Origin of the sequence: Chryseobacterium viscerum (genome assembly GCF_002899945.2) — a bacterium.
Lineage (GTDB): Bacteria > Bacteroidota > Bacteroidia > Flavobacteriales > Weeksellaceae > Chryseobacterium > Chryseobacterium viscerum.
Genome location: NZ_PPEG02000002.1, coordinates 20,886 through 37,108, shown reverse-complemented (window position 1 = coordinate 37,108; position 16,223 = coordinate 20,886). Strand labels below are relative to the sequence as shown.

Genomic DNA, 16,223 nt, shown 5'->3' with positions numbered 1-16,223 from the left:
AAATGAAAAAGTTAATAATAGCAGTCAATATAGAATGGTTGAAAATAAAAGGGCTTGGATTAGTCTACATCGCCATTATTTTAGGAACTCTGATTCCGTTAATCAATTTATTTACATCCGAACCCGTATTCACAGAAGAACTTAAATATTCGATTTTTGAAAATGGAATACGTGATTCTTTAAAGTTTTTCACTTTTTTCCTTATGCTTCTTTTCATCATCATTGCCGCAAACAGAATTGCACAAACTGACCATAAAAACAATGGTTGGCAACTGATGGAAACCCAGCCGGTAAGCAAATTTCAACTTTATTTTTCAAAATATATTATTTTAATTCTGTTGAGTTTTATTTGTATTACTTCATTTTTCCTTTCCAATGTAGTGTTAGCACTGGCAGATTATTATATTCATCCGAATGCTGCAAAATTGCTGACGTTTGATGGAATATGGATGCTCAAAACATATCTGAGGCTTTGCATTACTATTCTGGGAGTTGCAGCGTTGCAGCTTTGTATCTCTGTGGCCTTTCCCGGATTCATATGGCCATTTCTAATTGGAGTATTGGGACTGGCTTCAAACATTACTTCTATCATCTATAAACAGGCTTTTTCCTTTAATCCTTACAGCTCTTTTTATATCTTCTGGAAAGCCCCGGAAATCAGAGACCTCAACAGTTTCATTTCTCATTCCGAATACATGAGTTTTTTCTGGATGGCTATTTTTCTGATCCTCGGATATTTCTGGTACAGTAAAAAAGGGTTTAAAAATGCTTTTCTTACAAATAAAAAGCAGATTTCAATTTCAATTCTTACACTCATTGCGGGAGTAGGGCTACTCTATTTTTTCCAAAAGCCGAAACCTTATACAAGTGACGGTACAGGAGTATCCATCACTGGAAAATTAGAAACAGATCTTAAAATTGATTCTATTAAAATTTATTCAAAAGATTTCCATAAAAAAATAGGAGGAGCAAAAATTAAAGACAATACTTTCAGCTGGGTTACAACTCAAAATCTTCCACTGGATGAATATATACTGGAAATCGGAAATAAAAAACTTGAGCTTATTATGGGAAGCGGAGACTGGTTTGATTTTGATATTCATTTAAATGATATAAAAATGTTATCTCATCTGCGTTCAAACAGAAAAGCTGACCAAGATTATAAAGAAACTGCAAATTCTTTTGGAACAGAATTCTGGTATGCAGTAGAAAACCAAACTTTAATAAATAATCCGGAAAAGTTTTATGAAGTAGCCCAATCTGACTGGAAAGACAATCAAAGAATTTTAAATGGTTTTACCAATCCGGAAAACAATGCTCTTTCGGAAGATTATAAAGCGTATAGAAAAAAGTTGATGGCTGTTGAATACCTCAATGAAATTAATAATTACAGAAAAATGACATCATGGGCAGATTCAAAATTTGCTCCTCCTAAAGAATTTCTGAATGAACTGAATAAAAATATTTCAAACCCAGATCAGCTTCTAAGTAAAAATGATAATTACCTTCAATATAAGCTGGATCAAATGCTTACAGAAAAAGAACAGCTTTCTAATGCAGACAGCATTTTATTTATAAAAATTGACCAGCTACCTAAAGGACGGATGAAAGATCAGCTACTATCTAAACATCTATTAAAAAACATGGATCTCCAAACCGACAGTATAGCGAGAACTAAGCTTTTTTCAGCTGAGATTGGCAACGTGGACAATATAGATTATAAAAATATGCTTCATGCAAAACTTGAACAGATTAACAGGTCTCAGAAAGGGGCACCGTTCCCTGATATGAAACTTCTACAGGATAATGGAAGTTTTCAAAATCTTTCAAAATATAAAGGAAAATATGTCGTAATAGATTTATGGGCAAGTTGGTGCGGTCCGTGCAAGCAAATTCGTCCTGTATTCGAAAAAAGAAGTTATCAGTATAGAAATTATAAAAATATACAGTTTATCTCTATAAGTTTGGATGAGGACAAATCAAAGTGGCAGAATTACCTAAAAACAAAACCATCAAACGTTCCACAGTATTGGCTTACGAACGCTATTCAATTTATGAATACTTACAAAATACTGTATATCCCGAGATTTATCATCATTGATCCCGAAGGTAAAATTTTTAACTTTGACAGTCCATTTCCTGATGAAGATAACTTTGTAGAAATTTTGGATAAGCTGAAGAAATATTAACTTTGCATAAAATTAGAAACAAAAGAAAGTTATGAGAAAAACTCAGATTACGATAGATGTAGAGCTTGATGAAAACCACATCCCTGAAAGCATTATATGGAACGCTCAGGATGGAGGTGTTGAAAAACAGGAGACTAAAGCAACGATGATTTCTGTTTGGGATGAAAAAGCAATGGAGGCACTAAGAATAGATCTTTGGACCAAAGAAATGCCTGTAGACCAAATGAAGATGTTTATTCATCAGATTTTGATCTCTTTAGGAAATACTTACCAGAGAGCAACAGGTGAAGAGGATGTAGCACAGTGGATAGAAGAAATTGCGGAAGAGTTTGCCGTGAAATCTGCTATTAAGTAAAAAAATATAATATGCGATACACTGCAGGCAGTAAGCGGTAAGCTTTTTGCATTCAGCCTAGAGCAAATTTTAATAAAAAAACAATGAGCTTAAGCAATATTTCCTATTGCTTAAGCTCAAAGCCTAAAGCAAAAAATTATGAATTTTAATACAAAAGTAATTCACGGAGGGCAGCACCATGAGTCTGCAACAGGTTCTGTAAATGTACCTGTATTTTTGACCTCTACGTTTGCACAGAAAAGCCCGGGTGTACATTCCGGATATGAATATTCAAGAGCTGCTAACCCTACAAGACAGGCATTGGAAGATTCTTTGGCAAGTATTGAAAATGGAGCGAGAGGTTTAGCTTTCGGTTCTGGTCTTGCCGCAATCGACTGTGTTTTGAAATTATTGAATCCTGGTGATGAAGTAATTGCTGTAGATGATCTTTACGGAGGTACTTACAGAATGTTTACAAGACTTTTCGAAAAATATCAGTTGAAATTTACTTTCGTTAATTTTGATGATGTTTCTAAAATAGCTGATGTTATTACAGATAAAACAAAACTGATCTGGGTAGAAACACCAACCAACCCATTGATGAAATTGGTAGATATCAAAGCGGTTGTTGAGATTGCTAAAGGAAAGGATATCTTAGTTGCGGTGGATAATACTTTTGCAACACCTTATATCCAGAGACCGATTGATTTGGGAGCTGACATCGTGATGCACTCTGCAACAAAATATCTGGGTGGACACTCTGATGTAATCGCAGGAGCTCTTATCGCTAAAGATGCTGAATTGGGAGAAAAACTTCACTTTATTCAGTTTGCAAGCGGTGGTATTTTAGGTCCTCACGATTCTTATCTTGTATTGAGAGGGATCAAAACCTTGGCACTAAGAATGCAGAGACATTCTGACAATGGTCTTGCCGTAGCCAAATATCTTGAAACTCACCCTGCCGTAGATAAAGTAATCTACCCGGGACTAGAGTCTCACCCTCAATATGAATTGGCAAAATCTCAGATGAAAGAATCAGGAGGAATGGTTTCATTCACATTCAAATCTGGAAAGAAAGAAGATGCGATCAAATTCCTGGAGAAAGTGAGAGTATTCACACTAGCAGAATCTTTAGGAGGGGTAGAATCTCTGGCTAACCACCCTGCCTTGATGACTCATGCTTCAATCCCGGCAGAAAAACGTGCTGAATTGGGAATCACTGATGATCTTGTTCGTTTAAGCATAGGTATTGAAGATGCAGAAGATCTTATTGCAGATCTTGAGAAAGCTTTTTCTTAAACATACAATACACTAAAATGAGAAGGGTTATCAAATCCTTCTCATTTTATTATAACCACCAAACACCTATGAAAAATACAAGAAAAGCAGTCATTTCTGACTTGCCTCAATTGGCAGAATTATTTGATCAGTACAGAATATTCTATCATAAAGAATCTGATATTCCCGCAGCGACAACTTTTCTTCAAGAAAGGCTTGAAAGTAAAGATTCAGAAATTTTTGTTGTGGAAGAAAATGGTGAACTGACAGGTTTTGTACAATTATATCCGATATTTTCATCTACAAGAATGCAGCGCTACTGGTTGCTGAACGATCTCTACGTGAAGGAAAACCACAGAGGAAAAGGCTATTCCAAAGAATTGATTGAGGAATCTAAAGAACACTGCCGATCTTCAAAAGCGTGTGGTATTCTTTTAGAGACAGGGAAAAGCAATGATATCGGAAATCAGCTTTACCCAGCCTGCGGATTTGAGCTTTATGACTCTGTCAACTTTTACGAGTGGACTAATCATGAATAATAGGTAATGAGTAATAAATAATTTATACATAATATTCTCCGTCTCGGATCTCGGATCTCGGATCTCAAAACCTCGAATCCCGAACCTCGTAACCCAAAACCAACACTAAAAACAAAAAAATAACATGAGCGATTTTCAAAAATATATTCAGAGATATTTAGATCAGATTCCCTCCGGAAACTGGTTGAATGAATTAAAAATTTCAGCAGAGAGAACCATAGGAATCTATTCTAATCTTACAGAAGAGCAATCTACCTTTGCTTATGCAGAAGGAAAATGGACTTTAAAAGGACTTTTACTCCATTTATCGGATACAGAAAGAGTTTTCCAATACAGAATATTAGCTTTTGCCAGAGGAGAAAAAAACAATCTTCCGGGATTTGATGAAAATGAATATGCTGACCAATCTTTCGCTGATCAAAGAACACTTGAATCTTTATTAGAAGAATACAAATTGGTGAGAAAATCTTCCCAGATTTTACTGGAAACCCTTCAACCTTCCGCTTTACAAAATACCGGTACAGCCAATGGTCATGAAATTTCTGTAGAAACCATCGGAAAACTGATTGTAGGACACAATTACCATCATCTGAACATTATTGAAGAGAGGTATTTATCGAAGTTGGGATGGATGTAGGAAAACGGATAGCACTTCTCAGTATGTTAATCTTTGCACTCTCTCTTTGTTTTACAGCTTTTAAAATTGAAGACATGGGAGCAATTAAAGATTATAAATCATTTGAAGTATTTCTTATGGGTCCAATTAGTTTTTTGGGTGGTGGCCTATTTGAATTTTTGGTATGGACTGCCAATGGCTGGTTTTTTATTTCGGCTGTATTTTGTTATAAAAGATATTTTTCGGTTTCTATTATACTGGGTTTAATAGCTTTTTTAACCGCTAGTTCATTTTTTTTCTGGAAGGAAATTTTAGCAGCTGAAAATGGAAGAATGGGAAGGATATACAGTTTAGAAACAGGTTATTTTCTATGGATAACCTCTATTTTATTTTTAACTGTTGGTTCGGTTTATTCAATCATAAAATCTAAATTTAATGGAAATAAAATATCGTCCTAATTTCCAATGAGATCACTAAAAAAATTAAAAATCACAGAAAGTATTCAATCTAAAAAATTAGTTTTTGAAGAAAGCTCATATGACAAGTTTGATACTATCTCAATCTATTTTGGATTTTCAGTATTAGCAGTGGCCACTCTGTTCTTTTTAAAAGATTTAACTTTTTCACTGAATAGCGGCTTAGAACAATTTATCCTTACCTGTTTACTGATCTTTAGCTTATATGTACTATACTGTAAATTTACAGAGAAACATTTAAAGCAAATTACATTTACTATTCACAAAGAAGAAGCCAAAAAGAGAATCCTTGAGTATGGAAAAAAACATCATTACAGAATTTCAAAGATTTCTGGGAATCTGATTTTTCTTAATGAACCTTGTGATATTTATAGCCCCGGAAAAGATTATGAACAGACAACCATTGTATTTTTTAAAGACAATACTATTCTTTATACTTTCATTAAAGAAGGATCAAGATCAAATTTTCCAGTATTATTTTCAAAATATCTAACCAAAATGGATTTCAAAAAAATACTTAGATCAGACTATATTGAACCTGTTAAACGTACAACCTATTTTAATTCATTTTTTCACGGATTATAATCATTCTAGACATACGGTTTAATCCGTTCTCACACATTTACATCTTATTTTTTTGCCTAAAATTCATAGATTTTCTACCTTTATCCATTCTTTGAATTCACTTACAATTATGGAACATATTATCGAAGTATTAAAATCCGGCGGAACAATCCTTTACCCTACAGATACTATTTGGGGAATTGGTTGTGATGCGACTAATATAGAAGCTGTCAATAAGATTTTTGACATCAAAAAGCGCGAAAAGAACAAATCCATGATTATTCTTGTAGAGTCTGAAAAAAGACTTCAGGATCTTGTGGATGTTCCTGAAATGGCTTGGGAAATTATTGATCTTAGCGAAAAACCGGTAACAATCGTTTATGAAAATCCAAAAGGTTTACCTAAAGAACTTCTTGCTGAAGATGGAAGTATTGGAATCCGTCTTGTAAAAAATGATTTTTGCAAAAAACTGATTACAAAACTGAACAAACCTTTGGTTTCTACCTCTGCCAACTTCAGTGGTGAAAAAAGTCCGTTGAAGTTTTCCGATATTTCTGAGGAGATGATCAGCCTTGTAGATTATGCAGTGGAAGAAGACAGAGAAAAAGTTTCAAAATACTCGGGTTCTTCTGTGATCAAAATATGGAGTGATAACAGAATAAAGGTTCTTAGGGAGTAGAAATTTTGAACCTTTTTGTTTATTTTTTTAGAGTCTTGTCAGTTCATATCGGCAGGATTTCTTTTTTTTAATTCTATCTTTGCAAACTCAACTCATAAATTATTTGCTATGAATCATCAGGAATTTGCTCAAATATGGGTTAATGCATGGAATTCTCATGATTTAGAGGATATTCTCTCCCATTACTCAGATGATATTGAGATCACAACTCCCATGATTGCTATGGCTACAGGCGGTAAGGAAAGCTCTTTGAAAGGAAAGACAGCAATCCGTGAATATTGGAGGAAGGCACTGGATAAATTTCCGGATCTTCATTTTGATTTGATTCATTCTACGGCAGGAGTAGATTCGGTAGCATTATTTTATAAGTCGATTATGGATAAACATGCTGTTGAAGTCATGTTTTTTAATGAAGAAGGAAAAATTAGTAGAATGTACGCTCATTACGATTAATGGGTAACATTGGTAGAAATTGACACTATTATTAACGATGATAATTAATCTTAATCAAAATAAAAATTTAAAACTCTTTAAAATAATTTCTGAAGCAGCAGAAAGGAATAATCAGTCTGTATATATTGTGGGCGGTTATGTTCGTGACCTTCTGATGAAAAGAAAAGCTTCTACAGATATAGATTTTGTAACGGAGCAAAGTGGTATTGAACTTGCCCAGAATGTAGCTCAGGATATAGATCCTAAATTAAAGGTTTCCGTATTCAAAACTTATGGAACAGCCATGATCAAGTATAAAGAACTTGAACTTGAGTTTGTGGGAGCAAGAAAGGAAAGCTATACAGAAAACAGCCGGAAACCAGAAGTGGAAGGAGGAAGCCTGGAAGATGATCAGAAAAGAAGAGATTTCACCATCAATGCGATGGCTATTTCTTTAAATAAAGGTAATTTCGGAGAACTGATTGATCCATTCAATGGAATTGAAGATCTTGAAAAAGGAATTTTAAGAACTCCTTTAGAACCTGCACAGACCTACTCTGATGATCCGTTGAGGATGATGAGAGCGGTGCGTTTTGCTTCCACTTTAAATTTTAAAATTGAAGAAAACTCTCTGCAGGCTATTCAGCAGGAAGCAGAAAGGATCAGTATTGTTTCTATGGAAAGAATCATGGTAGAATTCAACAAAATCATGCTTTCTGAAAAACCTTCTGTCGGACTAAGATTAATGGAACAAACAGGTCTTATGAAGCTTATTATTCCTGAACTGATCGAACTGAAAGGTGTAGAAGAAGTGGAAGGACAGACTCATAAGGATAACTTTTACCATACCTTAGAGGTCGTGGATAATATTTCTGTGAATACAGATAACCTTTGGCTTCGTTGGTCTGCCCTGCTCCATGATATTGGAAAGGCTCCTACAAAAAAGTATGTAGAAGGCACAGGATGGACATTTCACGGACATGAATTTTTAGGTTCAAAAATGGTAAAGGCACTTTTCCAAAGATTAAAACTACCGTTGGGAAGTGATATGAAATATGTGCAGAAAATGGTAAAGCTTTCGTCAAGGCCTATTGCTTTGATCACTGATGATGCTTCAGATGCTGCGCTGAGAAGACTTTTATTTGATGCCGGAGAAAACCTTGAAGACCTTTTCACACTTTGCAAGGCAGATATTACCACTAAAAACTCTAAAAAACAGGAGAAGTTCAAAAGAAACTTTGAATATGTAGCGGTAAAGATCAAAGAAGTGGAAGAAAAAGACCAGGTAAGAAATTTTCAGCCACCGATTACCGGTGAAGAGATCATGGAAATGTTTAATCTTAAGCCAGGACGTGAAATTGGTATCTTGAAAGAGAAAGTAAAAGAAGCTATTCTTGAAGGTGAAATTCCTAATGAAAAAGAAGAAGCTACCAAGTTTGTCATTGCTGAAGCAGAGAAACTGGGATTGACAATCTAATTCAATCTATAGATAATATAAAAAGCCCGGCGGGATGTTCCACATCCCGCCGGGCTTTTTTTGTTCCAGTATAAAACAAAGCCGGCCGGTTTCGAAGAAACCGACCGGAAAAAAACACAAATGATGAAAAAATAAAAAATTATTTCTTTATATGCTGTGAAGCATTATTGATTCAAAACAGTACCGTTAGCACCCAGACCTCCTGTGGTAACAGACATGATCTTGCTCCCTGTAGCAGCTGAATACACAACCATTTCGCTATTTTCTGTGAACTTCTTAACATCTGATGCAAAAATTCTTCCATCAATAACGTTAAATCCATAAAGAGTATAATACTGACCACCATCAGCAGCTGTTAATAATGGAGTTGTAGGAACTGTTGGAGCAGCTAAGCTTGTTGTATACACTTTATTGGCAGAGCTGAAATAGATTTTATCGTTATCAATCTGAAGATTTGTAGCATTTGGAATTCCTGTCAGTGTAATTACTGGAGTCATTGTTCCTGTACTTGTAATCTTGTAGATATAAGAATCTGCAGCCGTTGAAGAAATTATGTACACATTAGAGTTATACGAAACGGTGTTATTTACACTACCATTCGGAACGGTAATTTCAGTTTTACTATCATTGGAAGTATTGATATAAGTAATCTTATTCCCATACCCAGATGAAGCATTCTGTATGAAAACATTTCCTCCTGCTTCTACTGCTTTATCAGAAACTTCAGTCATGTTGATTTTACTTACAAATGAAAGGTCAGAAATTTTATATTTCGTTACACTTTTCGTGTTGGCAGTGAAATTCGTGTTGGCAACATAGATAAATCCATTAGCAAAAGTAATCCCTCTTGGGTTATCAATCTGATCCGTAATTACTCCTACTCTTTTAAATGTATAACGGTCTACAACAACAATTTTGTTAGAGTTATTGATTACAAGATACGCCTTATTTCCGTTAAGACCAATGGTCTGAAGTACGTCACCCAAAATATCTTTATTGTTGTTATACCCATACACATCGTCTTGCTTCAGGCTTAAGTCTCTTGTCAGGAAAGTTACTTTAGCCCCCTGGCTGTTGAAGTTCCCTTCATTAGAGATAAAATACCCATTCTGATACGTGATCGGGGACATTTCAAACTCTGCAGAATCACTTGAACATGAAGAAATGTTAAACAATAACACTACTGCAAATAATACAGTTAAAAGTTTAGTTATTTTCATATTTACTCAATTTTAATTTTTAAAAATTTATTGCGGCATACACACTATAGTTTCTTTTAGGTAAAGGATAAAAAGAAGCTGTTTTATAGTAGGTATCCGTTAGATTATTCACTTTGAACCCTAAGGTATATTTTTTTGCTAAGGTTGCAGAAACTCCTACATTCAAAAGAAAATAAGGATCAATAGCATCTGATCTCTTTTCATCACTTGTCGTGTAGGTAACACCATTCAGCAGTCCCTGTGCGAAAAACTTAAAGAAGCGATATTCATAATCTATATTGGCATTCCCTCTATGCATAGGAACATAAGGTCTCTGCATATTCGTTTCTTTATCGATAGATCTTGCATAATAATATCCTGCATTGGCTCGGATCTTATGATTGCCCAATTGTTTACTGAAAGACAGCTGAGATTCTAATCCGTAAGATTCAGATTTATTGACATTAAATGCCTGCCAGTAGCCCAAAGCCGTCGGAAGCCATACAATAAGATCTGTCACATTCATATAATAAGGAGACAAAGCAAGCTTGAAATCTCCTACTTTGAACTCGTTCGTCATATCTACCTGCGTAGATGTTTCCGGCCTCAGGTCTTTATTTCCTCCCGGTTCATAATAAATATCATTAAATGAAGGATATCTGAAATTCTTTGATACATTAATGCTCACATCATACCATTTTGCAGCGCTCCATTTTCCGGAGAATGAATACAAAAACGGTGACTTTACATCTTCCACAAAGTCTTTCTTAAATCCACCCTCAAAACGAAGGTCTTTTGTTGCAAAATACCTCAACAATCCGGAAACAGAACCAATATTTCTACTGACACTGGATATTCCGCTCTGATACCCTTCTCCTTTATTGACCTGAAATTCCCCAATAAGGTTAAAATTCCACTTTGAACTCAGGAAATAATTGAAATCATTTTTAAAGATATAATTCTTCCCTGTTCCGCCACTTGATTTAGGAAGATTTAACGAGCCGAAATACTGAAAGTTCTCTTCTGTATAAGCCGCTTTCAAGGAGTTACTGAACTTTGTTTTGTTCCAATCCCAGGAAAGAAGACTTCTTACACTCTGAGTTTTATATTTCGTTTTGGTTCCCGTTTCTTCATACACAGGGAAATGCTGTGAAGAATCAAAAAATTGGCTCTGCCAAGAAATTTTATGATCAGTGTTGATCTTATAGGATGCTCCTACATTGAATGTCGTATTGTAATAACGTCCGTTTCTGTTGATATAATTCAGTTCGCTTACCTTATAATCGTTTTCGCTTACAGAATAATTTCCGGAAGCTTTAAAGCTGAACTTATCATTGCTGTAAGATCCTTTTACAAAATTATTATAGGTATTAAAAGAAGCTACTTCAGAAAATAATGAACCATGGAAACCTTTATTAAAATCAAGGGTATTATTCAGGTGGATACTTCCCCCGATCGCACCGCTTCCATATACTACACTTCCACCGCCGGCTTTTATACCAATCTGGTCATATCCGAACAAAGCAATATTATTGATATCTCCCTGCCCTAAAAAATTGGAGTTGATATTAATTCCGTTCCATACAAAAGCCGTCTGCTGAGCAGTAGTTCCCCTGAAAGATGGTGAAGAAACAGCACCACGCCCATTTTCTTTGATATAAACCTGCGACTGAAATCTCAGGAGTTCTGAAAGGTTACTGGAGTTTTTCTCGGCCTCTTCCGCCGAAATTGTTTTTACAGGATGAAAAAGTTTCACCCTATTCATCTGGTTGTCGAAGACATAAATAGTGTCAATGGTATTCTCTTGTCCAAAAAGAAAACAGCCATAAGACGAAAAAAGCAGTACTAATGATCTTTTTATATCCATACTCTTTTACTTTTCCTCCGAAAGCAATATGTTTTTTTGATTATAATTCTGGCAGGTCTCCTGACTTTCGCATTCTGCTCCTTCCCGTTTTTAGACAGTGGTTTTTTGCAGAAACTTTTGTTGCGATTTACAGTTGCGGGGACAGTCCGGGGGTTACACCCGATTCCCTTTTCATTCCAATATACTGGAAACCAAAATTTTTGCAAAGATAGCTTTTTATATGTATTTGCCAAAAACCTGACTTATGCTTAAAAAAACCTATCTCCCTAATTAAGTAAAAAAAGAACAGCCGCTTTCAACATTGAAAACGGCCATTCATCCCACTACTTTTACTATTATATATGTTTAATTTTTTATGAATTTATAAGCGTGTTTTTCTCCTTTCATTGAGTATTGCAGAATATAATCTCCTTTTGACAAGGATGAAACATCAATCTGCCCTTCTACAGTATTGAATGTTTTCACCCTTTGTCCAACCAAATTATAAATTTCAGCTTTCTCTATTTTTCCTGTTCCTTTAAAATAGAGCATATTAGTTACCGGATTTGGATAAATACCAATACTATTTTTCTCTTTCACTGTATCATTTACTGATAAAAATTCAGAGGTATCCAGATAAAAAGCGACTATCTGACCGGAGGCATTAGTTCCCGTTCCTGCAATTTTCTTCCCATCCTGTGAAATGGCCAGAGGAAGTCCCATTGTTACTCCATTCGTTACAATTCCTAAGGATACTGCATAGTTATTCAGATTGACCCTTCCGGTGGATGAAGTCCAGATAAAGCCTTCTCCCGACATTGGAGGCGCTCCAAATGCTCTGTAATATCCAATTACCGTTTTCCCGTCGGCCGAAACTCCTGTGGCCCCTCCTTTGAAATTGAAAGAAGCATTAGGATGCGTTATATAAGTAAGTCCACTTGTGGCATTCCAGACATAGGGATTAGGATTTGCCGCTCCTATGATGGTATTTCCGTCAGCAGAAATGCCTCCTGCTTCACCTACATTATTTCCGTTATTATCTGTAATAAAACTTTCTACGCCATCCTGCCATTTTGCACCACTTCTGGTACCTGTCGGCTCATCCTGCCAGCCCACAATCACCGTTCCTGCCGCATTGATTGCATTGGCTCTGGAACTACGCCCGGGAACCATACTTCCCAAGTCTATCATTCCGCCTACTTCATCCCATTTCACAGCGTGTGCATTGGCTGCGGTAAGATATCCCAGACCTACAACTGTGCTTCCGCTAGTAGACATTCCCCAGGTAGAGCTTACGCTTCCGTCCCATCCGGTAGGAACAAGCCCACCTCTGTTTACCCATGTGGAGGCCGCCACATCATAAGTAGATATTTCATTGAACCCCGTTGCTGCATTGGTGATGGAAGAAGATATTTTGGTTCCATCATTTGAAACCACAGTTCTTCCTGCAGCCGGATATCCATTGGATATTGATCCTATCTGTACAAGTCCGCCGGCAGCATTCCATTTATAGATTCCTCCTGCACTGGTATGCATACTTACCACTCCATTATCTGAAACGGCACCTACATTATAATTTCCCAAACCCATTACAGTAAGTTGTGCTTCTGCAAAACCAAATTTCAGGAAAAGACAAGCCGTCAATATTTTCATTGACATTCTGTAAAAATTTTTCATATTTTATTATATTTAGCGTTCCGAATTGGTGAAAACAATATTAATACAATATTCACCCTTTCAAAAGAAATTGACTTTCAGAATTCGTGAATTTAAAAAGAATTTAATTTATAAAACACTAATAACCAAATAGATATAAAACCACATTTTGAATATGGATTTTACCGGAACTATTCAAAAAAACACAGAAAACAAATTATCAAGACAAAAATTATTTCAAAATAGCAGAAGAATCAAACTGTTTATCTTTATTTTCATCTCTATTTTTATTAATGGGCAGTCCGGTCCGGACTTTACTATTCTCGCTGATAAGGCATTTCTGAAGCTCTATCAAAATTCTGACGAATGCATCAGCTATACCCAGGGAATTCTTGCCAGTGATCAGAATACTGAACATAAAATGGTGCTTCAAAATATCATTTCCCAAGCGTTTGCGATGAAAGGTGATTATGTACAATCTGTGAATATTTTCGCTCAATATGAAGATACTGATCAAAAAACAGGTCTTTCTTATTTCATGCAGGTCTTCAATGATTATAATCTGGCAGATCAATATCAAAATCTGGGCTTGTACAATCAGTCCAAAAGAATAATTACCCATCTTTTATCTGATCAAAAGCTTCTTAAAAGCCCTGATCCGGCTCTGAGAATCACCACGGCAAAATTGTATCAGCTTCAGGCTTTGAACTCGGGAATCAACAGAGATTATCCCACGGCATTACAAAATCTGGATAAAAGCAATCAGTACCTGGGTGATTATAATGAGGAGAATACAATTATAAAAATGGAAAACAGGATTTTCCGGGCTTCTTATCTGTTAAAGCAAAATAAATTAGCTGAATATAAAACACTTATAGAAAGTATTATTTCTGATATTGAGCATCAGGAAAACAAACCTTTTCTGCTAGGTCTGGCTTATGAGAATCTTTCCCAATATTATTTTTTGAAACAGGATTATACAACCTCTATTGAAAAACTGGAAGCCGGACTTTTATTGATTGAAAACCTACCTTTCAACAATTTAAAAATTAAAATTTACGAATCTCTATCCCGCAACTATTACGCGGTTCATAATGATGCAAAATACCATCAGTACAATACACTTCACAATGATTTAAAAGCAAAAACGGATTCAAGTTCGAAAGAAGGAATACGATATCTTGTAAAACTTGTTGAAACCAATCAAAATAAAAATATTGAATTCCAAAAGCATATACTGACCAGATCTTCCTGGTCTTTGGTTCTCGTTTTATCATTGATTGTCATAGGGCTGTTTATTTATTTTTTAATCATTAAAAGCAAAAATAAAGACTTAAAAAAGCAGTTTGATTTCTTTGAAAAACAGATCAATGAGAAACCTCAACCACTCTTATTAAATAAAGCTTCTGCAACAGCAAAAGATCCTAGCTCCACAAAAATATCCAGAGAAAAGGAAGATGAAATTCTCCAAAAACTTGAGGAATTTGAAAAATCTGACGGCTACTTAAATAAAAACATGTCACTATCACTGCTTTCCTCTCAAATGGAAGTTAATACCAAGTATCTTTCTGAAGTCATCAACAATAAGGAGAAGAATTTCAACGGATATATCAACAACCTCAGGATCAATCACATTGTACAGCTGTTAAGGAATGATTCTACTTTTCTTAATTATAAAGTGAGTTATCTTGCAGAATATTCTGGGTTTTCGTCGCACAGCGCCTTTACAACCGTTTTCAAATCTGTTACAGGAATGTCCCCCAATGTTTATATTCAGGAAATCAGTAAAACTAAAGCCGTATGAAACCATTTTTAAAGATATTACCCTTATTCCTTTTATTCCTTTGTGGTTTCACAAAAGCTCAAAAGACACCAGATAGTGTCTTAATAAAAAAGGCTAAACTTGAAATTTATGATAACCCTGACAACGCCATTAAAATCGGAGAACAGTTATTAAAAAAATCTCATGATGTAAAAACCTCCATCAATCTTTATATGCTTCTTTCTACGGCCAATATTGCTAAAAGAAACTTTGAGGAATCATTAAAGTATATTTTAAAAGCAAAGGAACTCTCTCAGAAAACCAATGATCCCAGGAATCAGGCGGGAGTTCTTATTTCGGTGGCTATCCAGTATCAGCAAATGGAACTTTTCAGCAAATGCCTTGAAACACTGAATGAAGCAGATCAGTATATTGCAAAAATCCCGGAGAAAAATCCTGAAAAATATATTGAGACCGCTGCAAGCCATGCGATAAGAGGAATGGTGTATAAAAGCCAGTCTAATTCGGAAATTGCTTTGGAGAAATTTTTGATTTCGATACAAAATTATGAAAAGGTTCCCGTGAAGAAAACCACCTATTCCAATATGAGTGTGGTGTATTACAATATTGGGTACTGCTATCTCAATCTCAATCAAATTGACAAAGCACAGGAAGCTTTTTTGCAGTCTATCAACTACGCCCGAAAGAATTATGCAAAAAGCCTGGAAGCATTCGCCTTGAAAGGAGTTGCTGAAATCCACAAACAAAAGCATGAAAACCAATCTGCCATCAATCTTTTACTAAAAGCTGAAAATCTTTGTAAAAATACCGGAGATATCACCCTGAATGAAGGACTTTATAAGGAATTAGCCGACAATTATCTGGCTATGGGACAGCAGAATCTCTATCAGCAGTATAATAAAAAACATTTGGAAATGCGTTTTAAAAGAAAGCAGAATGAACTGAAATCCATTAACCAGGTGATCGATAATCATAATAAGGAAACCTCTTTAAAAAGTGAAAACCTAAAATCTCATTTCCGTTACATTCAAATTGGTTCTGTTTTGCTGGGATGTATTTTTATTGGTATTCTTTTATATTATATTCTAAAAATCAGAAAACAGAATAAGAAGTTTCATAAAGAGATACAGCAAATGATCAGAACGTCATAAGCTA

The 16,223-nt window shown here is 35.3% G+C and carries 14 protein-coding genes and 1 riboswitch; of the genes, 11 read left to right on the top strand and 3 right to left on the bottom strand.

The window, feature by feature from the left end; translation table 11 throughout:
* The first annotated feature begins 2 nt into the window (after positions 1–2).
* The 9 genes from C1634_RS03810 (at position 3) to C1634_RS03765 (ending at position 8,584) form a co-directional block, all read left to right on the top strand.
* Positions 3–2,189, top strand: a complete 2,187-nt coding sequence (locus tag C1634_RS03810) for a thioredoxin-like domain-containing protein (RefSeq protein WP_109738082.1) — start codon at positions 3–5, stop codon at positions 2,187–2,189.
* 31 nt (positions 2,190–2,220) lie between these two features.
* A complete protein-coding gene (gene gldC, locus C1634_RS03805; RefSeq protein ID WP_103233952.1) occupies positions 2,221–2,544 on the top strand; it encodes a gliding motility protein GldC in 324 nt (107 codons plus the stop codon).
* Between the two features lie 135 nt (positions 2,545–2,679).
* Entirely contained in the window at positions 2,680–3,822 is a 1,143-nt protein-coding gene (locus C1634_RS03800; protein ID WP_317047484.1) for a cystathionine gamma-synthase, read from the top strand.
* 68 nt (positions 3,823–3,890) lie between these two features.
* Entirely contained in the window at positions 3,891–4,340 is a 450-nt protein-coding gene (locus tag C1634_RS03795; RefSeq protein WP_109737916.1) for a GNAT family N-acetyltransferase, read from the top strand.
* 124 nt (positions 4,341–4,464) lie between these two features.
* The gene (locus C1634_RS03790) at positions 4,465–4,977 is read left to right on the top strand and encodes a DinB family protein (protein ID WP_103235676.1); all 513 of its coding nucleotides are present in this window, start codon (positions 4,465–4,467) and stop codon (positions 4,975–4,977) included.
* Positions 4,978–5,051: 74 nt separating this feature from the next.
* Entirely contained in the window at positions 5,052–5,414 is a 363-nt protein-coding gene (locus C1634_RS03785; protein WP_228409968.1) for a hypothetical protein, read from the top strand.
* A 712-nt stretch (positions 5,415–6,126) separates the two neighbouring features.
* On the top strand, positions 6,127–6,675 hold the full coding sequence (locus C1634_RS03775) for an L-threonylcarbamoyladenylate synthase (protein ID WP_103234424.1): 549 nt from the start codon (positions 6,127–6,129) through the stop codon (positions 6,673–6,675).
* Between the two features lie 108 nt (positions 6,676–6,783).
* Complete coding sequence (locus C1634_RS03770) at positions 6,784–7,128, top strand: nuclear transport factor 2 family protein (protein WP_109737914.1); 345 nt, start codon at positions 6,784–6,786, stop codon at positions 7,126–7,128.
* A gap of 37 nt (positions 7,129–7,165) precedes the next feature.
* On the top strand, positions 7,166–8,584 hold the full coding sequence (locus C1634_RS03765; RefSeq protein ID WP_103234422.1) for a CCA tRNA nucleotidyltransferase: 1,419 nt from the start codon (positions 7,166–7,168) through the stop codon (positions 8,582–8,584).
* A 164-nt stretch (positions 8,585–8,748) separates the two neighbouring features.
* Here C1634_RS03765 and C1634_RS03760 read toward each other — a convergent pair whose 3' ends face one another.
* From C1634_RS03760 to C1634_RS03750, 3 genes are all read right to left on the bottom strand, one after another.
* On the bottom strand, positions 8,749–9,804 hold the full coding sequence (locus tag C1634_RS03760; protein WP_103234421.1) for a DUF5074 domain-containing protein: 1,056 nt from the start codon (positions 9,802–9,804) through the stop codon (positions 8,749–8,751).
* Between the two features lie 19 nt (positions 9,805–9,823).
* Positions 9,824–11,650 carry a TonB-dependent receptor plug domain-containing protein gene (locus C1634_RS03755; protein WP_103234420.1) on the bottom strand — a complete coding sequence of 609 codons (1,827 nt, stop codon included), beginning with the start codon at positions 11,648–11,650 and terminating at the stop codon, positions 9,824–9,826.
* A 33-nt stretch (positions 11,651–11,683) separates the two neighbouring features.
* Positions 11,684–11,861, bottom strand: a riboswitch (cobalamin riboswitch).
* A gap of 134 nt (positions 11,862–11,995) precedes the next feature.
* Positions 11,996–13,306, bottom strand: a complete 1,311-nt coding sequence (locus C1634_RS03750) for a T9SS type A sorting domain-containing protein (protein WP_103234419.1) — start codon at positions 13,304–13,306, stop codon at positions 11,996–11,998.
* A gap of 154 nt (positions 13,307–13,460) precedes the next feature.
* On the opposite strand from C1634_RS03750, the gene C1634_RS03745 reads away from it, so the two are divergent.
* A complete protein-coding gene (locus tag C1634_RS03745) occupies positions 13,461–15,089 on the top strand; it encodes a helix-turn-helix domain-containing protein (RefSeq protein ID WP_103234418.1) in 1,629 nt (542 codons plus the stop codon).
* Entirely contained in the window at positions 15,086–16,219 is a 1,134-nt protein-coding gene (locus tag C1634_RS03740; protein WP_109737913.1) for a tetratricopeptide repeat protein, read from the top strand. The genes C1634_RS03745 and C1634_RS03740 overlap by 4 nt, the downstream gene beginning before the upstream one ends.
* Positions 16,220–16,223 lie beyond the last annotated feature (4 nt).

What these genes read in the sequence shown, in the direction of transcription:
- C1634_RS03810 (WP_109738082.1), top strand. Translation starts at nt 3, where the DNA reads ATGAAAAAGTTAATAATAGCAGTCAATATAGAATGGTTGAAAATAAAA.
- gldC (WP_103233952.1), top strand. Translation starts at nt 2,221, where the DNA reads ATGAGAAAAACTCAGATTACGATAGATGTAGAGCTTGATGAAAACCAC.
- C1634_RS03795 (WP_109737916.1), top strand. Translation starts at nt 3,891, where the DNA reads ATGAAAAATACAAGAAAAGCAGTCATTTCTGACTTGCCTCAATTGGCA.
- C1634_RS03790 (WP_103235676.1), top strand. Translation starts at nt 4,465, where the DNA reads ATGAGCGATTTTCAAAAATATATTCAGAGATATTTAGATCAGATTCCC.
- C1634_RS03785 (WP_228409968.1), top strand. Translation starts at nt 5,052, where the DNA reads ATGGGAGCAATTAAAGATTATAAATCATTTGAAGTATTTCTTATGGGT.
- C1634_RS03775 (WP_103234424.1), top strand. Translation starts at nt 6,127, where the DNA reads ATGGAACATATTATCGAAGTATTAAAATCCGGCGGAACAATCCTTTAC.
- C1634_RS03770 (WP_109737914.1), top strand. Translation starts at nt 6,784, where the DNA reads ATGAATCATCAGGAATTTGCTCAAATATGGGTTAATGCATGGAATTCT.
- C1634_RS03765 (WP_103234422.1), top strand. Translation starts at nt 7,166, where the DNA reads ATGATAATTAATCTTAATCAAAATAAAAATTTAAAACTCTTTAAAATA.
- C1634_RS03760 (WP_103234421.1), bottom strand. Translation starts at nt 9,804, where the DNA reads ATGAAAATAACTAAACTTTTAACTGTATTATTTGCAGTAGTGTTATTG.
- C1634_RS03755 (WP_103234420.1), bottom strand. Translation starts at nt 11,650, where the DNA reads ATGGATATAAAAAGATCATTAGTACTGCTTTTTTCGTCTTATGGCTGT.
- C1634_RS03750 (WP_103234419.1), bottom strand. Translation starts at nt 13,306, where the DNA reads ATGAAAAATTTTTACAGAATGTCAATGAAAATATTGACGGCTTGTCTT.
- C1634_RS03745 (WP_103234418.1), top strand. Translation starts at nt 13,461, where the DNA reads ATGGATTTTACCGGAACTATTCAAAAAAACACAGAAAACAAATTATCA.
- C1634_RS03740 (WP_109737913.1), top strand. Translation starts at nt 15,086, where the DNA reads ATGAAACCATTTTTAAAGATATTACCCTTATTCCTTTTATTCCTTTGT.